At 69.1% G+C, this 20,888-nt stretch carries 20 protein-coding genes and 1 tRNA gene; 6 read left to right on the top strand and 15 right to left on the bottom strand.

Annotated elements, in window-relative coordinates; all coding sequences use genetic code 11:
* Positions 1 to 13 precede the first annotated feature (13 nt).
* From IM776_RS07770 to IM776_RS07750, 5 genes are read right to left on the bottom strand one after another with little or no spacing between them, the layout of a single operon-like run.
* Positions 14 to 985 (bottom strand): helix-turn-helix transcriptional regulator, encoded by a 972-nt coding sequence (locus tag IM776_RS07770; protein ID WP_194422402.1) that lies wholly within the window; start codon positions 983 to 985, stop codon positions 14 to 16.
* A complete protein-coding gene (locus IM776_RS07765; protein ID WP_194422401.1) occupies positions 985 to 1,986 on the bottom strand; it encodes a helix-turn-helix transcriptional regulator in 1,002 nt (333 codons plus the stop codon). Before IM776_RS07765 ends, IM776_RS07770 begins: the two co-directional genes overlap by 1 nt.
* Positions 1,986 to 2,960 (bottom strand): FKBP-type peptidyl-prolyl cis-trans isomerase, encoded by a 975-nt coding sequence (locus IM776_RS07760; protein ID WP_194422400.1) that lies wholly within the window; start codon positions 2,958 to 2,960, stop codon positions 1,986 to 1,988. The genes IM776_RS07765 and IM776_RS07760 overlap by 1 nt, the downstream gene beginning before the upstream one ends.
* 10 nt (positions 2,961 to 2,970) lie before the next feature.
* Positions 2,971 to 3,984, bottom strand: a complete 1,014-nt coding sequence (locus IM776_RS07755; protein ID WP_194422399.1) for a tRNA (adenine-N1)-methyltransferase — start codon at positions 3,982 to 3,984, stop codon at positions 2,971 to 2,973.
* Positions 3,981 to 4,670: an HAD family hydrolase gene (locus IM776_RS07750; RefSeq protein ID WP_323741056.1), complete on the bottom strand. Its 690-nt coding sequence runs from the start codon at positions 4,668 to 4,670 to the stop codon at positions 3,981 to 3,983. The genes IM776_RS07755 and IM776_RS07750 overlap by 4 nt, the downstream gene beginning before the upstream one ends.
* Before the next feature lie 93 nt (positions 4,671 to 4,763).
* On the opposite strand from IM776_RS07750, the gene IM776_RS07745 reads away from it, so the two are divergent.
* Positions 4,764 to 5,618 (top strand): PAC2 family protein, encoded by an 855-nt coding sequence (locus IM776_RS07745; protein ID WP_194422398.1) that lies wholly within the window; start codon positions 4,764 to 4,766, stop codon positions 5,616 to 5,618.
* A 2-nt stretch (positions 5,619 to 5,620) separates the two neighbouring features.
* On the opposite strand, the gene IM776_RS07740 is transcribed toward IM776_RS07745, so the two are convergent.
* Both IM776_RS07740 and IM776_RS07735 read right to left on the bottom strand, forming a co-directional pair.
* Positions 5,621 to 6,448, bottom strand: coding sequence for an undecaprenyl-diphosphate phosphatase (locus IM776_RS07740; RefSeq protein ID WP_194422397.1), 828 nt, complete (start codon positions 6,446 to 6,448; stop codon positions 5,621 to 5,623).
* Between the two features lie 31 nt (positions 6,449 to 6,479).
* Positions 6,480 to 7,775, bottom strand: coding sequence for a M20/M25/M40 family metallo-hydrolase (locus IM776_RS07735; protein ID WP_194422396.1), 1,296 nt, complete (start codon positions 7,773 to 7,775; stop codon positions 6,480 to 6,482).
* Between the two features lie 110 nt (positions 7,776 to 7,885).
* On the opposite strand from IM776_RS07735, the gene IM776_RS07730 reads away from it, so the two are divergent.
* A tRNA-Leu gene (locus tag IM776_RS07730) sits at positions 7,886 to 7,969 on the top strand.
* A 60-nt stretch (positions 7,970 to 8,029) separates the two neighbouring features.
* On the opposite strand, the gene IM776_RS07725 is transcribed toward IM776_RS07730, so the two are convergent.
* Together IM776_RS07725 and IM776_RS07720 are read right to left on the bottom strand one after the other, a co-directional pair.
* Positions 8,030 to 9,130 (bottom strand): VIT1/CCC1 transporter family protein, encoded by a 1,101-nt coding sequence (locus tag IM776_RS07725; RefSeq protein ID WP_194422395.1) that lies wholly within the window; start codon positions 9,128 to 9,130, stop codon positions 8,030 to 8,032.
* 127 nt (positions 9,131 to 9,257) lie between these two features.
* Complete coding sequence (locus IM776_RS07720) at positions 9,258 to 11,000, bottom strand: DEAD/DEAH box helicase (RefSeq protein WP_194422394.1); 1,743 nt, start codon at positions 10,998 to 11,000, stop codon at positions 9,258 to 9,260.
* Positions 11,001 to 11,124: 124 nt separating this feature from the next.
* Between IM776_RS07720 and IM776_RS07715 the strand changes: the two genes are divergently transcribed.
* Positions 11,125 to 11,955, top strand: coding sequence for an SGNH/GDSL hydrolase family protein (locus tag IM776_RS07715; RefSeq protein ID WP_194422393.1), 831 nt, complete (start codon positions 11,125 to 11,127; stop codon positions 11,953 to 11,955).
* A 4-nt stretch (positions 11,956 to 11,959) separates the two neighbouring features.
* On the opposite strand, the gene IM776_RS07710 is transcribed toward IM776_RS07715, so the two are convergent.
* A complete protein-coding gene (locus IM776_RS07710; RefSeq protein ID WP_194422392.1) occupies positions 11,960 to 12,760 on the bottom strand; it encodes a TrmH family RNA methyltransferase in 801 nt (266 codons plus the stop codon).
* A gap of 62 nt (positions 12,761 to 12,822) precedes the next feature.
* On the opposite strand from IM776_RS07710, the gene IM776_RS07705 reads away from it, so the two are divergent.
* Positions 12,823 to 13,662: a Sir2 family NAD-dependent protein deacetylase gene (locus IM776_RS07705; RefSeq protein ID WP_194422391.1), complete on the top strand. Its 840-nt coding sequence runs from the start codon at positions 12,823 to 12,825 to the stop codon at positions 13,660 to 13,662.
* A complete protein-coding gene (locus IM776_RS07700) occupies positions 13,659 to 14,243 on the top strand; it encodes a histidine phosphatase family protein (RefSeq protein WP_194422390.1) in 585 nt (194 codons plus the stop codon). The genes IM776_RS07705 and IM776_RS07700 overlap by 4 nt, the downstream gene beginning before the upstream one ends.
* A gap of 2 nt (positions 14,244 to 14,245) precedes the next feature.
* Here the strand turns inward: IM776_RS07700 and IM776_RS07695 are convergent, their stop codons facing one another.
* The 5 genes from IM776_RS07695 to IM776_RS07675 are packed head-to-tail and all read right to left on the bottom strand — an operon-like array spanning position 14,246 to position 20,183.
* Positions 14,246 to 15,049 (bottom strand): HpcH/HpaI aldolase/citrate lyase family protein, encoded by an 804-nt coding sequence (locus tag IM776_RS07695; protein WP_228479967.1) that lies wholly within the window; start codon positions 15,047 to 15,049, stop codon positions 14,246 to 14,248.
* Between the two features lies 1 nt (position 15,050).
* Complete coding sequence (locus IM776_RS07690; protein WP_194422388.1) at positions 15,051 to 15,527, bottom strand: MaoC family dehydratase; 477 nt, start codon at positions 15,525 to 15,527, stop codon at positions 15,051 to 15,053.
* On the bottom strand, positions 15,524 to 16,672 hold the full coding sequence (locus IM776_RS07685) for an acyl-CoA dehydrogenase family protein (protein ID WP_194422387.1): 1,149 nt from the start codon (positions 16,670 to 16,672) through the stop codon (positions 15,524 to 15,526). Before IM776_RS07685 ends, IM776_RS07690 begins: the two co-directional genes overlap by 4 nt.
* The gene (locus IM776_RS07680) at positions 16,669 to 18,624 is read right to left on the bottom strand and encodes an ATP-binding protein (RefSeq protein WP_194422386.1); all 1,956 of its coding nucleotides are present in this window, start codon (positions 18,622 to 18,624) and stop codon (positions 16,669 to 16,671) included. Before IM776_RS07680 ends, IM776_RS07685 begins: the two co-directional genes overlap by 4 nt.
* Before the next feature lie 5 nt (positions 18,625 to 18,629).
* Complete coding sequence (locus tag IM776_RS07675; protein ID WP_194422385.1) at positions 18,630 to 20,183, bottom strand: carboxyl transferase domain-containing protein; 1,554 nt, start codon at positions 20,181 to 20,183, stop codon at positions 18,630 to 18,632.
* A gap of 96 nt (positions 20,184 to 20,279) precedes the next feature.
* On the opposite strand from IM776_RS07675, the gene IM776_RS07670 reads away from it, so the two are divergent.
* Positions 20,280 to 20,867 carry a TetR/AcrR family transcriptional regulator gene (locus tag IM776_RS07670; protein ID WP_194422384.1) on the top strand — a complete coding sequence of 196 codons (588 nt, stop codon included), beginning with the start codon at positions 20,280 to 20,282 and terminating at the stop codon, positions 20,865 to 20,867.
* The last annotated feature ends 21 nt before the right edge of the window (positions 20,868 to 20,888 follow it).

Below are 20,888 nucleotides of genomic sequence, written 5' to 3'. Positions count from 1 at the left end.
CGCGAATGCTGAGTCACGGTCTCCCGTACAGGGCGAGTCCGGCCGCCGCCCAGTCGCGCGCGGCCGCACGTGCGACATCGGGGTCGAGCACCTGGAGCTGACCGCCGAACCGTCCTGCGACGCGTTTGATCCCGCGCGGATCGGAAAGACGGATGCTGACGAGCACGTGATCGCCGTCGGCCTGGGAGTTGTCCGCCCGCACGTAGTCGCCCAGAAGAGGCACGAGGCGATGGGGCAGACGCACCGTGACCGCGGTGTCGTCGCCGCCCGTTCCGAAGGCATTCGGCACGGGCGCGTCCGCATGCGTGATCGGGATGTCGGTGAGCTGCGGCTCGCTGACGCGGTCGAGATGGAAGGTGCGCATCGCCCGGCGCAGATGGCACCAGCCCTGCAGGTACCACTGGCCGTTGGTGATCAGGACCTGCACCGGGTCCACCGTGCGGGTGGTGGGCTCGGCATCCGGCGCTTGATAGCGGAACGACACGGCCACGCTCTCCCGCAGGGCAGCCGATACGGCGTCGCGCACCTCGTCGACCGCGCTCGGCGCTATGACGACGTCGGCGGGCGCGTTCGCGGCAGCACGGGACAACTTGGCGATGAGCCCGGCGACGAGACCCGGATCCGAGACTGCAGGTACGGCCGCGACCATCTGGAGACCGGCGAGCAGAGCGGCCGCCTCACGGGCGGTGAATCGAGGCACGCGACGGAGACCGACATCGTTCGTGATCTCGATGACGCCTTCCTCATCGAGCAGGTCCCAGTTGATATCGAACAGCTCGTGCGGCTGCTGCCAGTAGCCACTGTCGCCGGGCAGGCCGATCACGGTCAGCTTCTCGACCATGCTGCGCATTTCGTCGACGGAGACGTCGAACTCGCGCGCGGCCTCGTCGAGGGACACCTCGCCGCGCTCGAGCAGGTACGGCACGAGGGTCAGATACGCGCGCACCCGATCCGCAGCGAGCAGCGGTCTGGGCTTGTCCGCCATCATGCGCCTCGCTCACCGTTCGATGCGGACTCGTGCGCCGCCACGATCGCCGTGAGACGGGCCACGACGGCGTCACGCAGTGCAGCGGGCTCCACGACGCGCACCTCCGGCCCGTAGGAGGCGAGCTCGTCGGCGAAGATGTGCAGGTCGACGTAGGGCACGCTGTACCCCTGGGTCTCGCTCTTCGCCCGTCGGCCGAGTCGCAGCGCCGCCTCGGTACCGGGTGTGATCTCCAGCAGTGCTGAGTTGCGTGCGGCCACGGCGTCGAGTCCGGCGAGGGCGCGTTCGCCTGCGCCCTCGCGGAGACCCGGGTCGAAGGTCGTGCGCGTCACGGTGACGTCGTCGACGATACGGCTCAGCAGGAATGTGCGATCGCCGTCGGCGTCGAGGTCGATGCCGTAGACATGCCAGCGCGCCTCGAAGTCCAGTAGGGCGAGCGGCTCCACCTTGCGTCGGCGCGGTGCCTGCTCCCCCGGCTTGAGGTAGTCGAAAGTCACAACACGGCATTCCTCGATCGCGGCCTGCAGCGGTGCGAAGCTGCTCTCGCGCGCCGTGATCCGGGGGGCGAAGCCGATGATCGGCTCGTCGCCGTCGATGCCGAGAGCGCGGATCTTACGGACCCCGGCCTGGGCATCGGCGGATGCCGACTCCGCACTCCACACGCTGCCGGCGAGCTGGAGCACGGCGAGTTCGGCAGGGCTGAACGAGATGTCGGCCGGGAGATCGTACTCGGCCTTCGGGATCCGATAGCGCGCCTCGCGCAGATCGTTCGGATCGCTTGAATCGCCGATCGTCTCGATCGGGACGCCGAGCGCGCGCAGCTCGTCCTTGTCGCGCTCGAACATCTTCTCCAGTGCGTCGGTCCTGCCGCCGGTTTCGGCGCGCTGACGGTACCCCGACACGCTGTCGAGGATCTGCTGCTTGGTGAGCCCGATCTCCGTGGCCATCAGCGCCACGACGAGGTTCGTCTGACGCTCTTCCGGGGGAATGCGGGCGGCCATCACTGCTGCGCTGTTGTCGGCGGATCGATGCCGAGGATGTCGACGACGAACACGAGTGTCGCGTTCCCGGGAACGCCGCCGGTACCCGCCTCTCCGTAGCCGAGCTCCGGCGGAACCACGATGAGCACCTGCGAGCCGACGGTCTGACCGGTGAGGCCCTGCGTGAAGCCGGGGATGAGGCTCGCCATGTCGAAGGTCGCGGCCCCGCGATCCCAAGAAGAGTCGAAGACCTCGCGGTCGTCCCAGGTCACTCCGGTGTAGTTGACGAGCAGGGTGTCGTCCTCGGCGACCTTCTCCCCATCGCCCTTGATCAGCGTCTGCACCTCGAGCTCGGCCGGAGCGTCGCTGTCCGGGACGATGATGCCGGGGCGGCCGTCAGGGGCGCGCACGACGGTCGGCATGCCGGACGCGTCGTTGTACTGCAGCGCGCCCTCGGCCCGGCTGGGGTAGGCCTTCACGACGTCGAACACCGCGACGACCGGCTCATCCTCGTCGAGGCCGAAGCTGGTGAGGTTCTGCGCGCCGAAGTCCTCGGGCGAAACGACGGTGAGCACGCGCGAGCCCTCGGTCGCGCATTCCAGTGCGCTGCCGAATGCCGGGACGGTCTGCGCCCAGTAGCCGACGCTCGCCAGCTGAGCACTGTCCTCGTCGTAGGCGGTCGCGGCCACCGGTTCGCCGGTCTTGCCCGAGAACAGCGAGAACTCGAAGACCGCGCTCTGCGTGGAGCTGGTGAGGGCCGGGCCTGAGCCGACGACGATGTCGCCGAAAGAGCTGGTCTCACCGCCGATGGGCGTGAACAGCCCGACGTCGGGCTTGCTCCCGATCTCGCCGGAGACGTCGGCGAGATCCGCGATGCCGCTCGAGGATGCCGCGCGATCGCACGCCGCACCGTCGAATGAGGGGCCGGCCGCGCATCCGGTCAGGGCGACGGCGGCAAGGGCGAGTGTGGCCAGAGCGGCTGAGGTTTTACGCACGCGCTCCAGTCTATTGCGATCGTTCCTCGGCGTCGCGCGACGCGGCGGCCTGGCGCGCGCCGTCTGCGGCTCTGGCCGCTTCCCGTGCACGCTTGCGGAGATTCTTGTCCGTGATGTCGCGGTCGCCGACGGCTCCCGGCGTCCAGAGCTCGACGTCCTCATCGCCGTAACTCGACTTGGAGGCACGCCTCTTGACCTCCGGCGCCACCGTTCCCGGCGCGAGGCGCCTGGCGGTGAGGAGGAAGCCGGTGTGGGCGACCATGCGGTGATCCGGGCGGACGGCCAGTCCCTCCACGTGCCAGCCGCGCACCATCGTCTCAGAGGCGTCCGGATCTGTGAAGCAGCCCGTGCCACGGATGTACTCGGCCACGCGCGAGAGCTGAGTCGCGGTCGCCACGTAGCAGAGCACGACTCCCCCTGGCGTCAGGGCCTCTGCGACGGCATCCATCACCTCCCACGGCGCGAGCATGTCGAGGACCACGCGATCCACGCTTCCGGCCGGCTGCGTCTGTGGCAGCGCGTCGAGCAGATCGCCGACGACGACCTCCCAGGTCTCCGGCTCCGCGCCGAAGAACGTCTCGACGTTGGACCTCGCGACCTCGGCGAAGTCCTCACGGCGCTCGAACGACACCAGACGACCGGCGGGACCGATCGCGCGCAGCAGCGACAGCGACAGCGCACCTGATCCGACGCCGGCCTCCACGACCGTGGCGCCGGGGAAGATGTCGGCCTGCATCACGATCTGCGCGGCATCCTTCGGATAGACGATCGCCGCGCCACGCGGCATCGACATCGCGAAGTCCCGCAGCAGCGGGCGCAACGCCAGGTATTCGTGGCCCGAGCTGTTGGCGACGACCGAACCGTCCGGAAGACCGATCAGGTCGCGGTGGAACAGCACGCCATGATGCGTGTGCATCTCGCCGTCCTCGGCGAGGGTGACGGTGTGCAGGCGGTTCTTGGGCCCGGTGAGCTGCACGCGGTCGCCGACGCGGAACGGACCGCTCGGGCGCGACGCGGCGCTCAACGCAGTGCCCCTTCGCGCTGCTGCGTGCGCACGGAGGAGAACACATCGACGATGTCGCCGGCCGTGCGTCCTTCGAGCGTCGGCCACAGCGCGTGCGCACCGGCCTCGTCGAGCGGGATCATGTGCGGAACGCCCAGTGCGACGGCGCCGGATGCGAGCCCGGAACGCAGCCCGGTGACGGAATCCTCGATCACCAGCGCATCGGCGATGTCGATGCCGAGCAGGTCGGCGGCCTGCAGGTAGGGCGCGGGATGCGGCTTCGGGTGATCCGCATCGTCACCGGCGACGATGTGCTCGAACGCGTCGAAATCCATCAGGTCGACGACGCTGCGGGCCATCCGTCGCAGCGACATCGTCACCAGCGCGGTGCGGATTCCCGCGGCCTGGAGGTCGCGCAGCAGCTCGCGTGCGCCGGGGCGGAAGGGCACGCCCTGCGTGGCGAGAGCGGTCCTGACCTCTTCGGTCAGGTGCGCGACGATGGCCTCCGGCGCCATGTCGACGCCCGCATCCCGGAGGATCCGCGCGCTGTCCTCCAGCCCGTTCCCGACGAGTTGGATCGCCTGCTCGTGGCTCCAGGTGCCGCCGAACGACTCCACCAGAGCCGTCTCGGCCGCCATCCAGTACGGCTCGGTGTCGACCAGTGTTCCATCCATGTCCCAGAGGACTGCCTGCGGCTTGTGACTCACCCGTCCATGCTATCCGGGCGATGCACCACCTCGGCTGGGCGCGGACTAGCCTGGAGGGATAGCCGCATTCCGCCGTCGAAGGGAGAGAACCGGATGGATGCACTCGGAGATCGCATCATCGTGGTCGCCTTCGACGGCTGGAACGACGCCGGCGAGGCCGCGAGCGGTGCGATCGAGGTGCTGCGCGAGAGCGCGGACTACGAACTCGTCCACTCCGTGGATCCGGAGCTCTACTTCGACTATCAGTACACCCGGCCGTCCTCCAAGATGGACGCCACGGGCCGTCGGGAGCTGCGCTGGCCGGAAGCGTCGCTCTGGCGTCCGCGGGCCGAGCGCCAGGACGGGGAGCCGGAGTTCTGGCTGCTCACCGGAGTGGAGCCGGCGCGCACCTGGCAGGCCTTCGCGAACGAGTTCATCGATGTCGCCCTGCGCGACGACATCACCGGTTTCATCCTGCTCGGCGCGATGCTCTCCGACGTCCCGCACACGCGCCCCATCTCGATCTTCGCCGCCAGCTCGAACGAGCAGGCCCGTGAGACCCTCGGCCTCGAACGCTCGCTGTACGAGGGCCCGGTCGGCATCCTCAGCGTGATCGAGCACTTCGCCGAAGGCGCCGGCATCCCGAGCGCCACTCTGTGGGCGAGCGTGCCGCACTACGTGGCCTCCGCGGCGCCGTCGCCCAAGGCGACGCTGGCCCTGCTCGACCGCCTCGAGGAGCTCACCGGCGTGGACTTCCCCCGTGAGCGCCTCCGCACGGATGCCGCCACCTGGGAGGCATCGATCGACGCGGCCGCGGCGGACGACGAGGAGATGACCGAGTACATCCACCAGCTCGAGCGCACGCGCGACACGTGGGACTCCCCCGAGGCGTCCGGCGACGCGATCGCCCAGGCGTTCGAGCGCTACCTGCGCCGCCGGGACGACGGCCCCGGCGACCGCAAGCGCTAGGGCTATCCTGCGAGCACTCCGGTGCTGAGCAGGATCAGCAGTGTGGCTCCGAGCAGGATCCGGTAGATCACGAACGGCAGGAAGCTGCGCTTCGAGATCCAGTTCATGAAGAACGCGATCACACCGAGGGCGACGACGAAGGCGATGCCTGTCGCGGCGATGGTCTCGCCCATCGTGAAGTACTGGTCAGGTGCGTCCCAGCTCTTGAACAGCTGGAAGAAGCCGCTGCCGAACACGGCCGGGATCGCCAGCAGGAACGCGTAGCGGGCAGCCGCCGCGCGCTCGTATCCGAGGAACAGCCCCATCGTGATCGTGCCGCCCGAGCGGGAGACACCGGGGATCAGCGCGAGCGCCTGCGCGAGGCCGAAGAAGATGCCGTGCGGGTAGGTGATCTGGTCGAGCTTGCGGCGCTTCGCGCCCACGTGGTCGGCGATACCGAGCAGGATGCCGAAGACGATGAGCATGATCGCGACGATCCACATCGACCGCAGCACCGTCTCGATCTGGTCCTGGAACAGCAGCCCGAGCAGGACGATCGGGACGCTGCCGATGATGATGAGCCAGCCCATCCTGGCATCCGGGTCGTTGCGAGGCAGCTTGCCTGCCAGCGATCGGAACCAGTGCCCGATGATGCGGACGATGTCACGCCAGAAGAACACGACCACTGCGGCCTCGGTGCCGATCTGCGTGATCGCGGTGAACGCCGCCCCCGGGTCCTCGCCCGAGCCGGTGAACGTGCCGACGATGCGCAGGTGCGCGCTGGAGGAGATCGGGAGGAACTCGGTCAGTCCCTGGACGATGCCGAGGAACAGCGCTTCGAGTAGATGCATGGAGGAGCTTTCCGGTAGAGCGGGGTATGCGTCAGTACGAGCGCAGCAGATCGGTCAGAACACGTTGACCGAAGACAAGCGATTCTACGGGGACGCGTTCATCGACACCGTGGAACATTCCCGTGAAGTCGAGATCGGCCGGCAGCCGCAGCGGCGCGAAGCCGTACCCCGTGATGCCGAGCCTCGACAACGCCTTGTTGTCGGTGCCTGCCCCGAGCAGATACGGGATCACGGGGACGCCGGGGTCGTGTCGGCCGAGAGAGGACACCATGGTGTCGACGAGATCGCCTGAGAACGGCGTCTCCATGCCGATGTCGCGCACGACGGTCTCGATCACGATGTCCTCGCCGACGATGTCCTGCAGTTCGGCGAGCACTTCGTCCTCCGTACCGGGGATGACGCGGACGTCGATCAGCGCCTCGGCGCGCTCGGGGATCACGTTGTGCTTGTAGCCCGCGGTCAGCACCGTCGGGTTGGTCGTCGTGCGGAAGGTGGAACGCAGGAACGTTTCGGCGGGCCCGGCTGCCGCGGCGAGGGCGTCCGGATCGTCCACTGCACGTCCGGTGAGGTCGCTGAGCCCCTGCAGCAGCGCGGTGGTCGTCGGGGTGAGCCGGATAGGCCAGCGTGTCCGGCCGATCGCAGCGACGGCCTCGGCGAGCTTGACCACGGCGTTGTTCTCATGGAATCGGCTGCCGTGCCCCGCACGGCCCTTGGCGACCAGACGGATCCAGATGAGCGCCTTCTCCCCCACCTGCAGCAGGTAGGCGCGGCGGTCGTCGACCGTGATCGAGTAGCCGCCGACCTCGCTGATCGCCTCAGTGGCGCCGGCGAACCACTCGGGATGGTCCTTCACGACCTGCGTCGATCCCTCGACGCCGCCGTTCTCCTCGTCGGCGAAGAACGCCAGCACCAGGTCGCGCTCCGGCTGCTCCCCTGCGCGCAGGATGTCTGCGACGGCGGTCAGGATCATGGCATCCATGTTCTTCATGTCCACGGCGCCGCGTCCCCACAGCATCCCGTCGCGGATCTCACCGGCGAACGGATCGACCGTCCAGTCCTCGGCCATGGCCGGAACCACGTCCAGGTGGCCGTGCAGCACCAGGGCGGGCTTGCTCGAGTCGCGCCCGGTAACGCGGGCCATCACGTTGGTGCGGCGCGGAACGGGTTCGTAATAGTGCGTCTGGAGCCCGAGGCCCTCGAGGTACGCGCCGACGTACTCGGCGGCCTCGCGCTCTCCCGCCGCCCTGCCGCCCCCGAAGTTGGAGGTGTCTATGCGGATGAGGTCCCGCGCGAGGCGCGCGACTTCCGGATGCTGGGGCTCGGGCATGACTCCAGGCTATCGAAGCGCCTGCGGCGCGCCCGAGCCGCGTCCCGGTTCGGCAGTGCCGGGGAAACCTGGTAATGTTTCTCTTCGGTCGGCAACGACCTTCACCACCTGCGCGGGTGGCGGAATGGTAGACGCGCTAGCTTGAGGTGCTAGTGCCCGAATAGGGCGTGCGGGTTCAAGTCCCGCTCCGCGCACAACACAGAAAAGCCCCCTGACGGGGGCTTTTCTTGTATCCGGTTGCTTCACCTTCTGCGTTACACCGCCCCGACGCCGAACACCAGGCCGAGCGCGTACGTGATCGCGGCGGCGCCGAAGCCGATCGCCAGCTGGCGCAGCGCCCGACGCAGCGGCGGGCCTCCGGAGAGGATGCCGACGGCCGCTCCCGTCGCGAGCAGCGCGACGCCGACCAGCAGCAGTGCCACCAGGATCGCTGTGATGCCCTGCAGACCGAAGATCCACGGCAGCACGGGAACGATCGCCCCTGACGCGAACAGGAGGAAGCTGGACGCCGCGGCCGTCCAGTCGCTGCCGACAAGCTCGTGGTCGCTCGACGGTGCGTGCGCGTGGATCGGACCGGTCGCCGAACGGCGGACGCCCTCCTGCGCCGCCCCGATGATGCGACGCGAGCGCACCAGCGCCTCCTCCTGGTCCATGCCGCGCGCACGGTACACCAGCGCCAGTTCGTTCTCGTCGATGTCGAGGTCTCCGGCCGACTGGGCGGCACTCTCGTTGGCCTCGGTCGACGCCAGCAGCTCGCGTTGCGAGCGCACCGAGACGAATTCCCCCGCCCCCATGGAGAGGGCGCCGGCGAACAGACCCGCGATGCCGCTGAACAGGACGAAGCTCGGTGCGACGCCGGTCGCGCCGATTCCGAGCACGAGCGCGAGGTTGCTGACGAGGCCGTCGTTCGCGCCGAACACCGCGGCCCGGAACGAACCGGACAGGCGCCTCCTGCCGCGGGCGGCGAGTCCCCGCACCACCTCGTAGTGGATCTTCTCGTCCGCCCGCATCGCGGGCGTCGCGTACAGCTCGGTGTCGTAGGGCGAGCGGGCCTCCGCACTCTGCGCGAGCACCAGCACGAAGATCCAGCCGAAGTGGCCGGCCATCCACCCGAGCATGCGCGAGCGCACACCGGCGCTCGGAAGCCGCGCGGGTTCACCGCCGAGCAGACCGAGCCAGTGCTGCTCGTGACGGCGCTCCGCATCGGCGAGGCTCTGCAGGATCTGCTGCTCTTCACCGGATCTGCGGTCCGCGAGCTTCTGGTACACCAGCCCCTCGGCGCGCTCCTCGACGAGATAGCGCGCCCAACGACGGCGATCGGACTCGGTCGGCTCCGCGTCTGCAGGCGCGCTCATATGTTCTCCGGATCAGGGGAAGCGGTGTCTTCGGGCGTCTTCAAAGCTATCGGCGCGGTTCGACGGGGATGGCGTGAAAGCCCGGATTGCCAGCATTTCGGGGCTCCTAATGCACGCGGGTCTCAGCTCAGGAGCGGACGCGCTTGCGCAACAGGTCGATGCGCTGCTGCAACTGGGCCACGGTCGCCTGGGCGACAGCGGGGCCGCCGCAGAGCCGGCGCAGCTCGGCATGCACGGCGCCGTGCGGCTCGCCGGCCTGGCGTGCGTACAGTCCGACGAGGCTGTTGAGCAGCTGCCGCTGCTCGCGCAGGGTGCGGTGCAACGGCTGCGGCAGCGTGGTGGTGGGCTCCGGCCCCTCCGTCGCTTCTCGCGCCGAGCGCAACTTCGACTGCCGCGACTGCCGCTGCATGAGCAGCTCGTGCACGTGTTCGGGCTCGAGGAGCCCCGGGATCCCGATGAACTCCTCCTCTTCGGGAGTGCCTGGTTCGGCGAGCTGGCCGAACTCCTGGCCCTCGAAGACGACGCGGTCGAAGTGCGCGAGCGAGGAGATCGCCTGGTAGGTGAACTCCTGTGTCAGCGCGTCCGAGGCCTCCTCTTCGCGGTTCGCACTCTCCAGCAGCGAGTCCTCGAGACCGTCGTCGTCCTTGCTCTGCCGGTCGAGTGCATGGTCGCGCTGCTTCTCGAGCTCATTCGCCAGCCCCATCAGCACGGGTACGTTCGGCAGGAAGACGCTGGCCGCCTCGCCGCGACGACGGGCGCGCACGAAGCGGCCGATGGCCTGCGCGAAGAACAGCGGCGTCGACGACGACGTCGCGTACACGCCGACGGCGAGGCGGGGCACGTCGACGCCTTCGGACACCATGCGCACCGCGACCATCCAGCGGGAGTCGCTCGCGCTGAACTTCTCGATCCGCTCGGAGGCGGTGGCGTCGTCGGACAGCACGATCGTCGGCTGCTGACCGGTGATGCTGTGCAGGATCTTGGCGTAGGCGCGCGCGACGGTCTGGTCGGTCGCCAGCACCAGTCCCCCGGCATCCGGCACGTGATGACGGATCTCGGTCAGCCGTCGGTCAGCGGCGGACAGCACGGCCGGCATCCACTCGCCCTCCGGGTCGAGCGCCGTGCGCCACGCTTGCGACGTGACGTCCTTGGTGTTGTCCTGCCCGAGGTGCGCTTCGAGCTCGTCGCCCGCGCTGGTGCGCCACCGCATCTTGCCCGAGTACATATGGAAGAGCACGGGCCGCACGACCCCGTCGGCGAGGGCGCGGCCGTAGCCGTAGGCGTAGTCGGTCGTCGAGATGCGCGAGCCCGATTCGTCGGGCGCGTAGGTGACGAACGGGATCGGCGCCGTGTCGCTGCGGAACGGCGTGCCGGACAGCGAGAGGCGGCGCTTCGCGGACGCGTAGGCTTCGCGGATGCCGTCGCCCCAGCTCAGCGCATCGCCGCCGTGGTGCACCTCGTCGAGGATGACCAGCGTCTTGGCGTCTTCGGTGAGATGCCGGTGCACAGAAGGTTTGGCCGCCACCTGCGCGTAGGTGACCACGACGCCGTGGTACTGCCGGGATGGCGCCCAGTGGCTGTTCCGGAATCGCGGATCGAGGCGGATGTGCACGCGTGCCGCGGCATCCGCCCACTGCGTCTTGAGGTGCTCTGTGGGCGCGACCACGATGACGCGGTTCACCTCGCCCATGCGGAGCAGCTCGACGGCCAGCGTGAGCGCGAACGTGGTCTTTCCAGCGCCCGGCGTGGCGGCCACGAGGAAGTCACGCTGATCACGCGTGAAGTACAGATCCAGCGCCTCCCGCTGCCAGGCGCGAAGCTTGTCCGCCGTTCCCCACGGGGCGCGCTGGGGGAAGGACGGAGAGAGCATCGACTCAAGGGTAATCGCTGCCACTGACACCGGGTGCCCGACGACAGCGCATCGCAGGTGCGGAGTATGCTCGTTCACTGCGCGGCCGCCACTCTCGGCCGCGCATGCTGTGAAGGAGCGCATGATGACCGATCAGGAATCCTCCAGGGCCCCGTACATCGCCAACGAGGGACCGCACCCGTGGCACCGGTTCGTCGCGGTCGGCGATTCGTTCACCGAGGGCATCGGCGACCCGGATCCGAATGCTCCCGGCGGCACCCGCGGCTGGGCCGATCGCGTCGCCGAGGTGCTCGCCGCGCAGGCCGACGACTTCGCGTACGCGAACCTCGCCGTGCGCGGAAAGCTCATCGCGCAGATCGTCGCCGACCAGATCGAACCCGCCGTCGCCCTGCGCCCCGACCTGGTGTCGATCTGCGCCGGCGGCAACGACGTGATCCGCCCGGGTACCGACCCCGACGACATCGCCGCACAGCTCGACGACGCGGTCTCGCGCCTCGCATCGACGGGAGCTGCGATCATTCTGTTCACCGGGATCGACACCGGGTTCACTCCGGTCTTCCGCGCGTTCCGCGGGAAGGTCGCGATCTACAACGAGAACGTTCGAGCGATCGCAGAGCGGCATGACTGCATCGTGGCCGATCAATGGGCGCTGAAGACCGTGCAGGACTCGCGGTTCTTCGACGACGACCGGCTGCACTACAACGCGCTCGGCCACCACGAGGTCGCGCGGATGGTGCTGCGCGCCCTGAATGTGCCGAACGACCTGCAGGCGATGCAGCCGGATCCGCTACCGGTGCGAACGTGGCGGGAGGCTCGCGCAGAGGACCTCGGCTGGGCCCGCGAGCACCTCGTGCCCTGGGTGCTGCGGCGTCTGCGCCATCAGTCGTCGGGCGACCTGATCACGGCGAAGCGGCCCGAGCCGTCACCGGTGTTCCTCGTCGCCGACGACGAGTAGCCGGTCAGCTCATCAGCGCCCACAGCGCGACGGCCGCCGCGGAGGCGACGTTCAGCGAGTCCACGCCGCCGCGCATCGGGATCGTGACGACGGCGTCCGCGGCATCCAGCGCGGTGCGGGAGAGCCCGTCACCCTCCGTGCCGAGCACGAGCGCCACCCGTTCCGGCCGTGCCGCCGCATACGCGTCCAGCGGCACAGCATCATCGCTCAGGGCGAGAGCCGCCAACTCGAATCCGGACTCCCGCAGGGTTCGCAGCGCATCGTCCCAGTCGTCGATCCGCGTCCACGGCACCTGGAACACCGTCCCCATGCTGACTTTCACGCTGCGGCGGTAGAGCGGGTCGGCGCACCGCGCCGTGACGATCACGGCATCCGCGCCGAGGCCTGCAGCAGCACGGAAGGCGGCGCCGACGTTGGTGTGCTCGATGAGGTCCTCGAGCACGAGCACCGTACGCGCATCCCGCAGGATGTCGCCCAGTCGAGGCTGCCCGGGGCGATGCATCGACGCGAGCGCGCCGCGGTGTACGGCGAACCCGGTGACCTCCTCGGCGACGCTGTCCGGAACGACGTACACCGGCGCGTCGATGCCGCCGAGCAGGCGCTCGAGTCCCGCGAGCCACCGCTGCTGGGTCAGCACCGACCGGGGCGCGTGGCCTGCCGCGATCGCCCGTTCGATGACCTTCGCCGACTCGGCGATGTACAGACCGCCCGCCGGCTCCTGCACGCGGCGCAGCGCCGTGTCGGTGAGGTTCCGGTAGTCGGCGAGCCGCGGGTCCGCGGCATTCGCGACGTGCTCGATGTGCATGGTGACAACTCTGCCATCGCGGCCGTGGACGCCGTGCCGCGTAGACTCGTCTGGGAGGTTCCGTGAGTGTGACGACCAGTGCCGAGCTGTCCGCCGGCATCGAGCGATCTGCAGACCTCCTCCGCGGCCGCAGGATCGCCGTGCTCACCGGGGCCGGCATCTCCACGGACTCCGGCATCCCCGCCTACCGCGGTGAGGGCGCCCGCACGCGCGCAGACCCGATGACCGGTCAGCGGTATCTCGCAGACGAGGCGGCCAGGCGGCGTTACTGGATCGGCGGCCATCTCGGCTGGCGCGCCTTCGCATCGGCGCAGCCGAACTCCGGACACATCGCGCTCGCGGAGATGGAGCGCGATGGCATCGTCTCCGGCATCATCACGCAGAACGTCGACGGGCTTCATCTGCGCGCAGGCAGCGCGCGGGTGGTCGAGGTGCACGGCACGATGCGCCGCGTGCTGTGCCTGCACTGCGGCCAGGTCTTCGACCGCCGCGACGTCGCCGCGCAGATCGAAGAGCTCAATCCCTGGATCACCGTCCCGGAGAACATCGTCCTGAACCCAGACGGCGATGTGGCGCCGGAGAGCAGCGACGGATTCATCATCCCGGCGTGCACGATCTGCGGCGGGATGCTGAAGCCCGACGTCGTGTTCTTCGGCGAGTTCGTGCCGGCCGACCGCTTCCGCGCGGCGGAGTCGCTGCTGCGCGGAAGCGAGGCGCTGATCGTGGCGGGGTCGTCGCTGGTCGTGAACTCCGGTGTCCGGCTCGTCGAGCGCGCCCGCCGCCGCGGCATCCCGCTCATCATCGTCAACCACGAGCCGACACGCGCCGACCCGTGGGCGCACGTCGTGCTGCCCGGCGGCACCGGCCTCGTGCTCCCCGCACTCAAGGTACTGCTGTCTTGACTCTCATCACCCTCGTCCGCCACGGTCAGACCGACTGGAACCTCGCACGCCGCATCCAGGGCTCCACCGACATCCCGCTGAACGAGACCGGCCGGGCCGATGCACTGGCCGCGGCCGAACTCCTCGGCGGCGGTGTGCACCACGCGATCTACGCGAGCCCGCTCGTGCGCGCGCATGAGACCGCGCGCATCATCGCGGAGCGCCTCGGCCTGGCGGCGCCCGCGACGGCGCACGACATGCGCGAACGCGAGTTCGGCGAGGGCGAGGGACTGCTGGTGCCCGAGTACCTGGAGCGCTTCGGCGACTGGCACTCGGCGCCGACCGGAGCCGAGTCGCTGGACACCGTCCGCGACCGCGCTCTCGGTGCGCTGGACGTCATCGCACGAGAGTCGCGACGCCGCTCGGCTCCCGTCGCGGAGTCCGTGATCGTCGTGACCCACGGCGGCGTGATCCGATCGCTGCTGCACCATTCCTCCAGCGGATCGCTGCCACGAGAGGGCGATGTGCTGCGCAACGGCTCGCTGCACAGGTTCGAGGCCGGTCCCGGTCTGCTCCGTCTGCTCGAGCCGATCGTGATCTGAGTTCAGGCGCCGCGCGCCGACACGGCCCTCGCGTGCCGCAGCAGAGGTTCGTCGATCATCCGTCCGCGGAACCGGAACACGCCCCGCTCTCCCTCCGCTGCGGCGAGCACGTCACGCGCCCAGGCCACCGTTTCGGCATCCGGCGCGTAGGCCGCGCGGATCGTCCCCACCTGGCCCGGATGGATGCACGCGGTAGCCACGAACCCGGATGCCGCGGCATCCTCGGCCTCCGCAGCCAGGCCGAGGGCGTCGTCGATGTCGATGTGCACGGCGTCGATCGCGGCCTTGCCGCAGGCGGCGGACTCGATGACAACACGGGAACGCGCATAGCGGGCAGCATCGCGGTATCGTCCGTCGGCATGGCGGCTGGCGGTGCCGCCGAGGGATGCGATGAGGTCTTCGGCACCCCACATGAGCGCGACGACGCGGTCGTGCGCCGCGATCCGGGCCACTGCGCTCACCCCGCGGGCCGTCTCGCACAGGGCGATCAGCGAGTATGACTCGTCGAATCGGTCGAGAGGAACGGTGTCCTCGACCTTGGCGACCATCACCGTGCGGAACGGCGACTCATCGAGCATCTCGAGGTCGGCCGCGAACTCCGCGGTGTCGGGCGCGTTGACGCGAACGATCACTCGAGCGGGATCGAGATCGGATGCCGCGACGTGCGCGCGCGCTGCTGCCTTGTCCGCAGGCGCCACCGCATCCTCGAGGTCGAGGATCACGGCATCGGCCCGTTCGGCCGCCTTGGCGAAACGCTCCGGACGGTCCCCGGGGCAGAACAGCAGCGCCGGACCGAGTTCGAACACCTCAGGTCTCCTTCGGCAAGCAGTGCATGAGCACAGTGCGGGTCGCGGTGGCGACGACGACGTCATCCTGGTTGCGCCCGGTGTGCGCGATCGTGCAGATCCCCTGACCCGGACGCGAGTTCGACAGACGCTTCTCGGTCACGACGCTCTCGGTGTAGAGCGTGTCGCCGGCGAACAGCGGGTGCGGAAAGGCGATGTCGCCGAAGCCGAGCTGCGCGACGAGCGTGCCCTGGGTGAGTTGGGCGACGGACGCGCCGACCATGGTCGACAGCGTCCACATCGAGTTCATCAGGCGCTGGCCGAACTCCTGCGTCTGGGCCAACGCGGCATCGAGGTGCAGGGCCTGGGTGTTCATCGTGAGCGTGGTGAAGAGTACGTTGTCGGCCTCGGTGGCAGTGCGGCCGGGGCGATGCAGGTAGCGGGCGCCGACGTCGAGCTCTTCGAAGTAAAGGCCCCGCTGGAGGATGTCCGCCGTCATATCAGTCCCAATCCACGCGCGATCACGAGCAGCTGCACCTCGGTCGTCCCCTCCCCGATCTCGAGGATCTTCGAGTCACGATAGTGCCGTCCGACGGCGAACTCGTTCATGAACCCGTTGCCACCGAAGATCTGTGTGGCGTCGCGGGCGTTGTCCATGGCGGCATCGCCGGCCGCGAGCTTGGCGATCGCGGCCGCCTCGGCGAACGGCTTGCCGGCATCGCGCAGCCGGGCGGCGTGGTGCCACGCGAGCCGCGCGGTGTGGACGCGGGCACGCATACGCGCCAGCGTGAACTGCGCGTTCTGGCGCGTGCTGAGGGCTGCGCCGAAGACCGTGCGGCTCTTGGCGTAGTCGACAGCAGCCTCGAGGCATCCTTCCGCGGCCCCTGTGGCGAGAGCGGCGATCGCGATGCGTCCCTCGTCGAGGATGCTGAGGAAGTTCTTGAAGCCCGTACCGCGTTCGCCGACGAGGTTCGACGCGGGCACCCGCGCGCCGTCGAAGCTCAGCGGATGTGTGTCGGAGGCCCGCCATCCGACCTTGTCGTACGGTGCTTCGACCGTGAATCCCGGTGTGCCGTTCGGCACGATGATCGTGGAGATCTCCTTTCGCCCGTCGTGCGCACCGGTGACTGCCGTGACCGTGACGAATCGCGTGATCGGCGTGCCGGAGTTCGTGATGAACTGCTTCGCGCCGTCGATCACCCACTCGTCGTCGTCCAGGCGCGCGGTGGTCCGCGTGGCGCCCGCGTCGCTGCCCGCCTCGGGCTCGGTGAGGCCGAAGCCGGCGAGGGCTCGCCCTGCGAGGAGGTCGGGAAGGAGCTCTTCACGCTGCGCGTCGTCGCCGAACCGGAAGATCGGCATCGCGCCGAGGCTCACGCCGGCCTCGAGCGTGATGGCGATGGACTGGTCGACTCGCCCGAGCGCCTCGATCGCGAGGCCCAGCGCCATGTAGTCGCCGCCCTGTCCGCCGAGCTCCTCGGGGAACGGCAGCCCGAACAGGCCGAGTTCGCCCATCTGCGCCACGACGTCCATCGAAAGCGTGTGCGTGCGGTCTGCCTCGTACGCCTGGGGTGCGACGACGGTGTCGGCGAACTCGCGCACCATGGCGCTGAGCTCGGTCTCCTCCTCGGTGAGGTCGATGGTCATGATGCTCCTTCGCTGTCTGGGGAATCTGCTGTTGCTATGACGGTGGCGACCGCCTGTCCGCGCCGTGCCTGATCACCGACGGCGACGAGCACGTGCACCCTGCCGCCGTGCGGCGCGAGCACGGGATGCTCCATCTTCATCGCCTCGATCGAGACCAGCGGCTGGCCCGCCTCGACAGTGACACCGTCTTCGACGTGCACGGCGACGACGTTGCCCGGCATCGGCGCGCGCGCCTCCGGCGTGGTCTTGGCGGACGCCGGCTGCTGTGCCGCGAGCCGGTGCTTCATGCGCGCACGGCGGTCCAGGGGGCTCAGCCTGGCGACGCGACCCTGCTCACTGACCCAGACAGCGCCGTCGGCATCCACCGCAGCCGAGATGGACGCGGCGACGCTCTCAGCATCGCCCCCAGCTTCAGCATCCGCGTGTTCGTCCACGACCACGCCGTCGTCCGTCTCGAACGCCACCTCTCGCGCCCTCGCGTCGACGAGCGCGCTCCACACCCCTCCCGCCCGAGAATTGCTTTGCGCGACGAGACTTGCGCTGGGAGCAGCAGTCTCATCGCGCAGAGCAATTCTCGCGGACGCGATCATCCGCGCGGACACAATGGTGCGCGCGATGGGCAGCAGCGTCTCGATCAGTCCGGTGTCGAGGTCGCCGGCTACGACGCGCTCGTTCGTGACGAGAGAGCGCAGGAAGTCCACATTCGTCTCGACGCCCAGGATGACGGTCCGCGACAGCGCCTCGTCGAGCTGTGCCAGCGCAGCCCGCCGGTCGTGCCCGTGCGCGATGATCTTCGCGATCATCGGATCGTAGAACCCGGTGACCTCGCTGCCCGTCTCTATCGCGGCGTCAACCCGCACGCCGGCGGGGGCGTCGAATCGCAGCACGCGGCCTGTCGATGGCAGGAACCCGCCCTCCGGCGACTCCGCGTAGACACGCGCTTCGACAGCGTGCCCCGTGACGGGCGGCACTGCGGGCAGAGCGTCGCCGGCCGCGACCGCGAGTTGCAACGCGACCAGATCCAGCCCTGTGACCGCCTCCGTGACCGGATGCTCCACCTGCAGCCGCGTGTTCATCTCGATGAAGAAGAACTCGTCCGGGGCGTCCGCATCGACGAGGAACTCCACCGTGCCGGCGCCCACGTAATCGACGCTCTCCGCCGCGCGCACCGCGGCCTCGAACAGTCGTTCGCGCACGCCATCGGGCAATCCCGCCGACGGCGCCTCCTCGATCACTTTCTGGTGGCGTCGCTGCAGCGTGCACTCTCGCTCGCCGAGGGCGACGACGGTGCCTTGCGCGTCCCCGAACACCTGCACTTCGATGTGGCGCGGCCGGGCGATGAGCCGCTCGAGGAGCAAGGCGTCGTCTGAGAAGGCCGCCTTCGCCACGCGCCGGGCAGAAGCGAGAGCGGCCTCGAGATGCGCGTCATCCGTGACGATCTCCATCCCCTTGCCGCCACCGCCCGCACTCGGCTTCACCAGCAGCGGGTAGCCGACCTGCGTGGCACGCACGGCGATCTGGTCGTCGGAGAGGCCGGTCGCGTCGAACCCGGGGACGACCGGCACTCCGCGCGCTGCGACCTGCTCGCGTGCGGCTACCTTGTCGCCCATGATCTGCAGGGCCTCGACGGAGGGACCGATGAACACGATGCCCGCGTCGGTGCACGCATTAGCCAGGTCGACACTCTCGGACAGGAAGCCGTAACCCGGGTGGATCGCCTGCGCTCCTGACTCGCGCGCTGCGCGTATGACGGCATCCACGTCGAGGTACGACTCGGATGCCGGCGCCGGACCGATGCGCACTGCGGCGTCGGCCTCGCGGACGTGCGGTGCGGCGGCATCCGCGTCGCTGTACACCGCGACGCTTCGCAGGCCCTGCGCCCGGACCGTGCGGATGATGCGACGGGCGATCTCGCCGCGATTGGCGATGAGGACTGTATCGAAGACGGTCATGGCGGTCACATCCTGAAAATGCCGAAGCGCGGTTCGGGCAGCGGGCTGCGGGCGATCACGTCGAGCGCCAGGCCGAGCCGATCACGGGTCTGATCCGGGTCGATGATGCCGTCGTCCCACAATCGGGCGGTCGCGTAGTACGGCTCGCCCTGACTCTCGTATTGTGCCTTGATGGGCTCTTCGAAGGCGGCGCGCTCATCCGCGCTCCACGGTTCGTCGCGGGCTGCGAACTGGTCCTCCTTGACCGTGGCGAGCACGGATGCCGCCTGGTTGCCGCCCATCACCGAGATCCGGCTCGCCGGCCAGGTCCACAGGAATCGCGGCGAGTACGCCCGCCCGCACATCGAGTAGTTCCCGGCACCGAAGGAGCCGCCGATGATGACGGTGAGCTTGGGCACGCGCGTCGTCGCGACCGCTGTCACCATCTTCGCGCCATCCTTCGCGATGCCGCCGGCCTCCGCGTCGGAGCCGACCATGAAGCCGGTGATGTTCTGCAGGAACAGCAGCGGAATGCCGCGCTGATCGCTCAGCTCGATGAAGTGCGCGCCCTTGAGCGCCGACTCGCTGAAAAGCACGCCGTTGTTGGCGATGATCCCGACCGGGTGCCCGTGCAGCCGAGCGAATCCGGTGACCAGGGTCGTGCCGTACTCGGCCTTGAACTCGCGGAAGGAGTCGCCGTCGACGAGCCGCGTGATCACCTCGTGCACGTCGTAGGCGGCGTTCACATCCACTGGCACGATGTCATAGAGACTGGTCTGCTCGTCGGGAGCGCGGGATGCCGAGACCTCCCATGCCGGGGCGGCCGGCGGTGGCAGCGTCTGGACGATGTCGCGCAGGATCTCCAGGGCGTGCTCGTCGTCCTCTGCGAGGTGGTCGACGACGCCGGACCGACGTGCGTGCAGCTCTCCCCCGCCGAGCTCCTCAGCCGTGACGACTTCGCCGATCGCGGCCTTAACGAGCGGCGGGCCTCCCAGGAAGATCGTGCCCTGATTGCGCACGATCACGGTCTCGTCGCTCATCGCGGGCACGTATGCGCCGCCGGCGGTGCAGGAGCCGAGGACTGCCGCGAGCTGCGGAATGCCCTCGGCGCTCATCCGTGCTTGATTGAAGAAGATCCGCCCGAAGTGATCCCGGTCGGGGAACACCTCGTCCTGCTTAGGCAGGAACGCGCCGCCCGAGTCGACCAGGTACAGGCACGGAAGCCGATTCTCGATCGCTATCTCCTGCGCGCGGAGGTGCTTCTTCACCGTGAGCGGCAGGTAGCTGCCGCCCTTCACGGTGGCGTCGTTGCACACCACCATCACGTGCCGACCGTGAACGAGCCCGATGCCCGCGACCACTCCGGCCGCCGGAACCTCTCCCCCGTACAGGCCCTCCGCCGCGAGCGGGGCGACCTCGAGAAAGGGACTCCCCTCGTCGAGAAGCCTGACGATGCGTTCCCGCGGCAGGAGCTTGCCACGAGCGACATGACGTTCGCGTGATCTCTCCGGCCCGCCGAGAGCGACGGTCGCAAGGCGTTCACGCAGCTGGGTGGCAAGCGTCTGCTGGGTCACGGGCATCGTGACGTCCTCCTCGACTCACGCAGTGGCACCGAGCGTGCCTTTTCGGTTAGTGTGCACTAACCCGATAAATTAGGTTAGCGAGCGTTAACTGAAATGACAACCCCACTCACTGCACGGGATCGCGCAAAGGCGGAGCGTGCTGATGCGCTGCTGCATGAGGCAGCCCGCCTGTTCGCGGAGCGCGGCTATTCCGGTGTCAGTCTGGAGGACATCGGAGCGGCCGTCGGCGTCTCCGGCCCAGCGGTCTACCGGCACTTCACCGGAAAGCAGGCACTGCTCGGCGCCGTGCTGGTCAAGGTCAGCGAGGACCTTGTGAGCGGTGGCTCGCGCGTCTCGAATGGCGCGGGGAGCGCCGACGTTCGGATGCAGGCGCTGATCGACTTCCACGTGGACTTCGCACTCGGCAACGCCGATGTGATCCGTGTCCACGACCGCGATCTCGCCCATCTTGACGACGAGGATCGCGCCGAGGTGCGCCGATTGCAGCGCGCCTACATCGATCTGTGGATCTCCGCGCTCTCGCCGCTGCGAGAGGCACCTGCGGACGAACTCCGGCTGCGGGTGCAGGCCTGCTTCGGGCTGATCAACTCGACACCGCACAGCACGCGCAGCGCCTCGCGATCGAAGAGATCGACCGCCGCGATCCTCGGCGCGATGGCGCACGCGGCGCTCACCGCCTGAGGGTCGCGACGGCCGCGACGT

The sequence above is a fragment of the Microbacterium abyssi genome, assembly GCF_015277895.1.
Classification (GTDB): Bacteria; Actinomycetota; Actinomycetes; order Actinomycetales; family Microbacteriaceae; genus Microbacterium; species Microbacterium abyssi.
This window is presented reverse-complemented; position numbering and strand designations above follow the sequence as displayed.

Bases quoted from the DNA above. Each gene is read 5' to 3' on its own strand.
- IM776_RS07745 (WP_194422398.1), top strand. From the start codon at position 4,764: ATGGATGCACTCGGAGATCGCATCATCGTGGTCGCCTTCGACGGCTGG.
- IM776_RS07765 (WP_194422401.1), bottom strand. From the start codon at position 1,986: ATGGCCGCCCGCATTCCCCCGGAAGAGCGTCAGACGAACCTCGTCGTG.
- IM776_RS07770 (WP_194422402.1), bottom strand. From the start codon at position 985: ATGGCGGACAAGCCCAGACCGCTGCTCGCTGCGGATCGGGTGCGCGCG.
- IM776_RS07675 (WP_194422385.1), bottom strand. From the start codon at position 20,183: ATGCCCGTGACCCAGCAGACGCTTGCCACCCAGCTGCGTGAACGCCTT.
- IM776_RS07715 (WP_194422393.1), top strand. From the start codon at position 11,125: ATGACCGATCAGGAATCCTCCAGGGCCCCGTACATCGCCAACGAGGGA.
- IM776_RS07725 (WP_194422395.1), bottom strand. From the start codon at position 9,130: ATGAGCGCGCCTGCAGACGCGGAGCCGACCGAGTCCGATCGCCGTCGT.
- IM776_RS07690 (WP_194422388.1), bottom strand. From the start codon at position 15,527: ATGACGGCGGACATCCTCCAGCGGGGCCTTTACTTCGAAGAGCTCGAC.
- IM776_RS07680 (WP_194422386.1), bottom strand. From the start codon at position 18,624: ATGACCGTCTTCGATACAGTCCTCATCGCCAATCGCGGCGAGATCGCC.
- IM776_RS07720 (WP_194422394.1), bottom strand. From the start codon at position 11,000: ATGCTCTCTCCGTCCTTCCCCCAGCGCGCCCCGTGGGGAACGGCGGAC.
- IM776_RS07710 (WP_194422392.1), bottom strand. From the start codon at position 12,760: ATGCACATCGAGCACGTCGCGAATGCCGCGGACCCGCGGCTCGCCGAC.
- IM776_RS07685 (WP_194422387.1), bottom strand. From the start codon at position 16,672: ATGACCATCGACCTCACCGAGGAGGAGACCGAGCTCAGCGCCATGGTG.
- IM776_RS07740 (WP_194422397.1), bottom strand. From the start codon at position 6,448: ATGCATCTACTCGAAGCGCTGTTCCTCGGCATCGTCCAGGGACTGACC.
- IM776_RS07670 (WP_194422384.1), top strand. From the start codon at position 20,280: ATGACAACCCCACTCACTGCACGGGATCGCGCAAAGGCGGAGCGTGCT.
- IM776_RS07735 (WP_194422396.1), bottom strand. From the start codon at position 7,775: ATGCCCGAGCCCCAGCATCCGGAAGTCGCGCGCCTCGCGCGGGACCTC.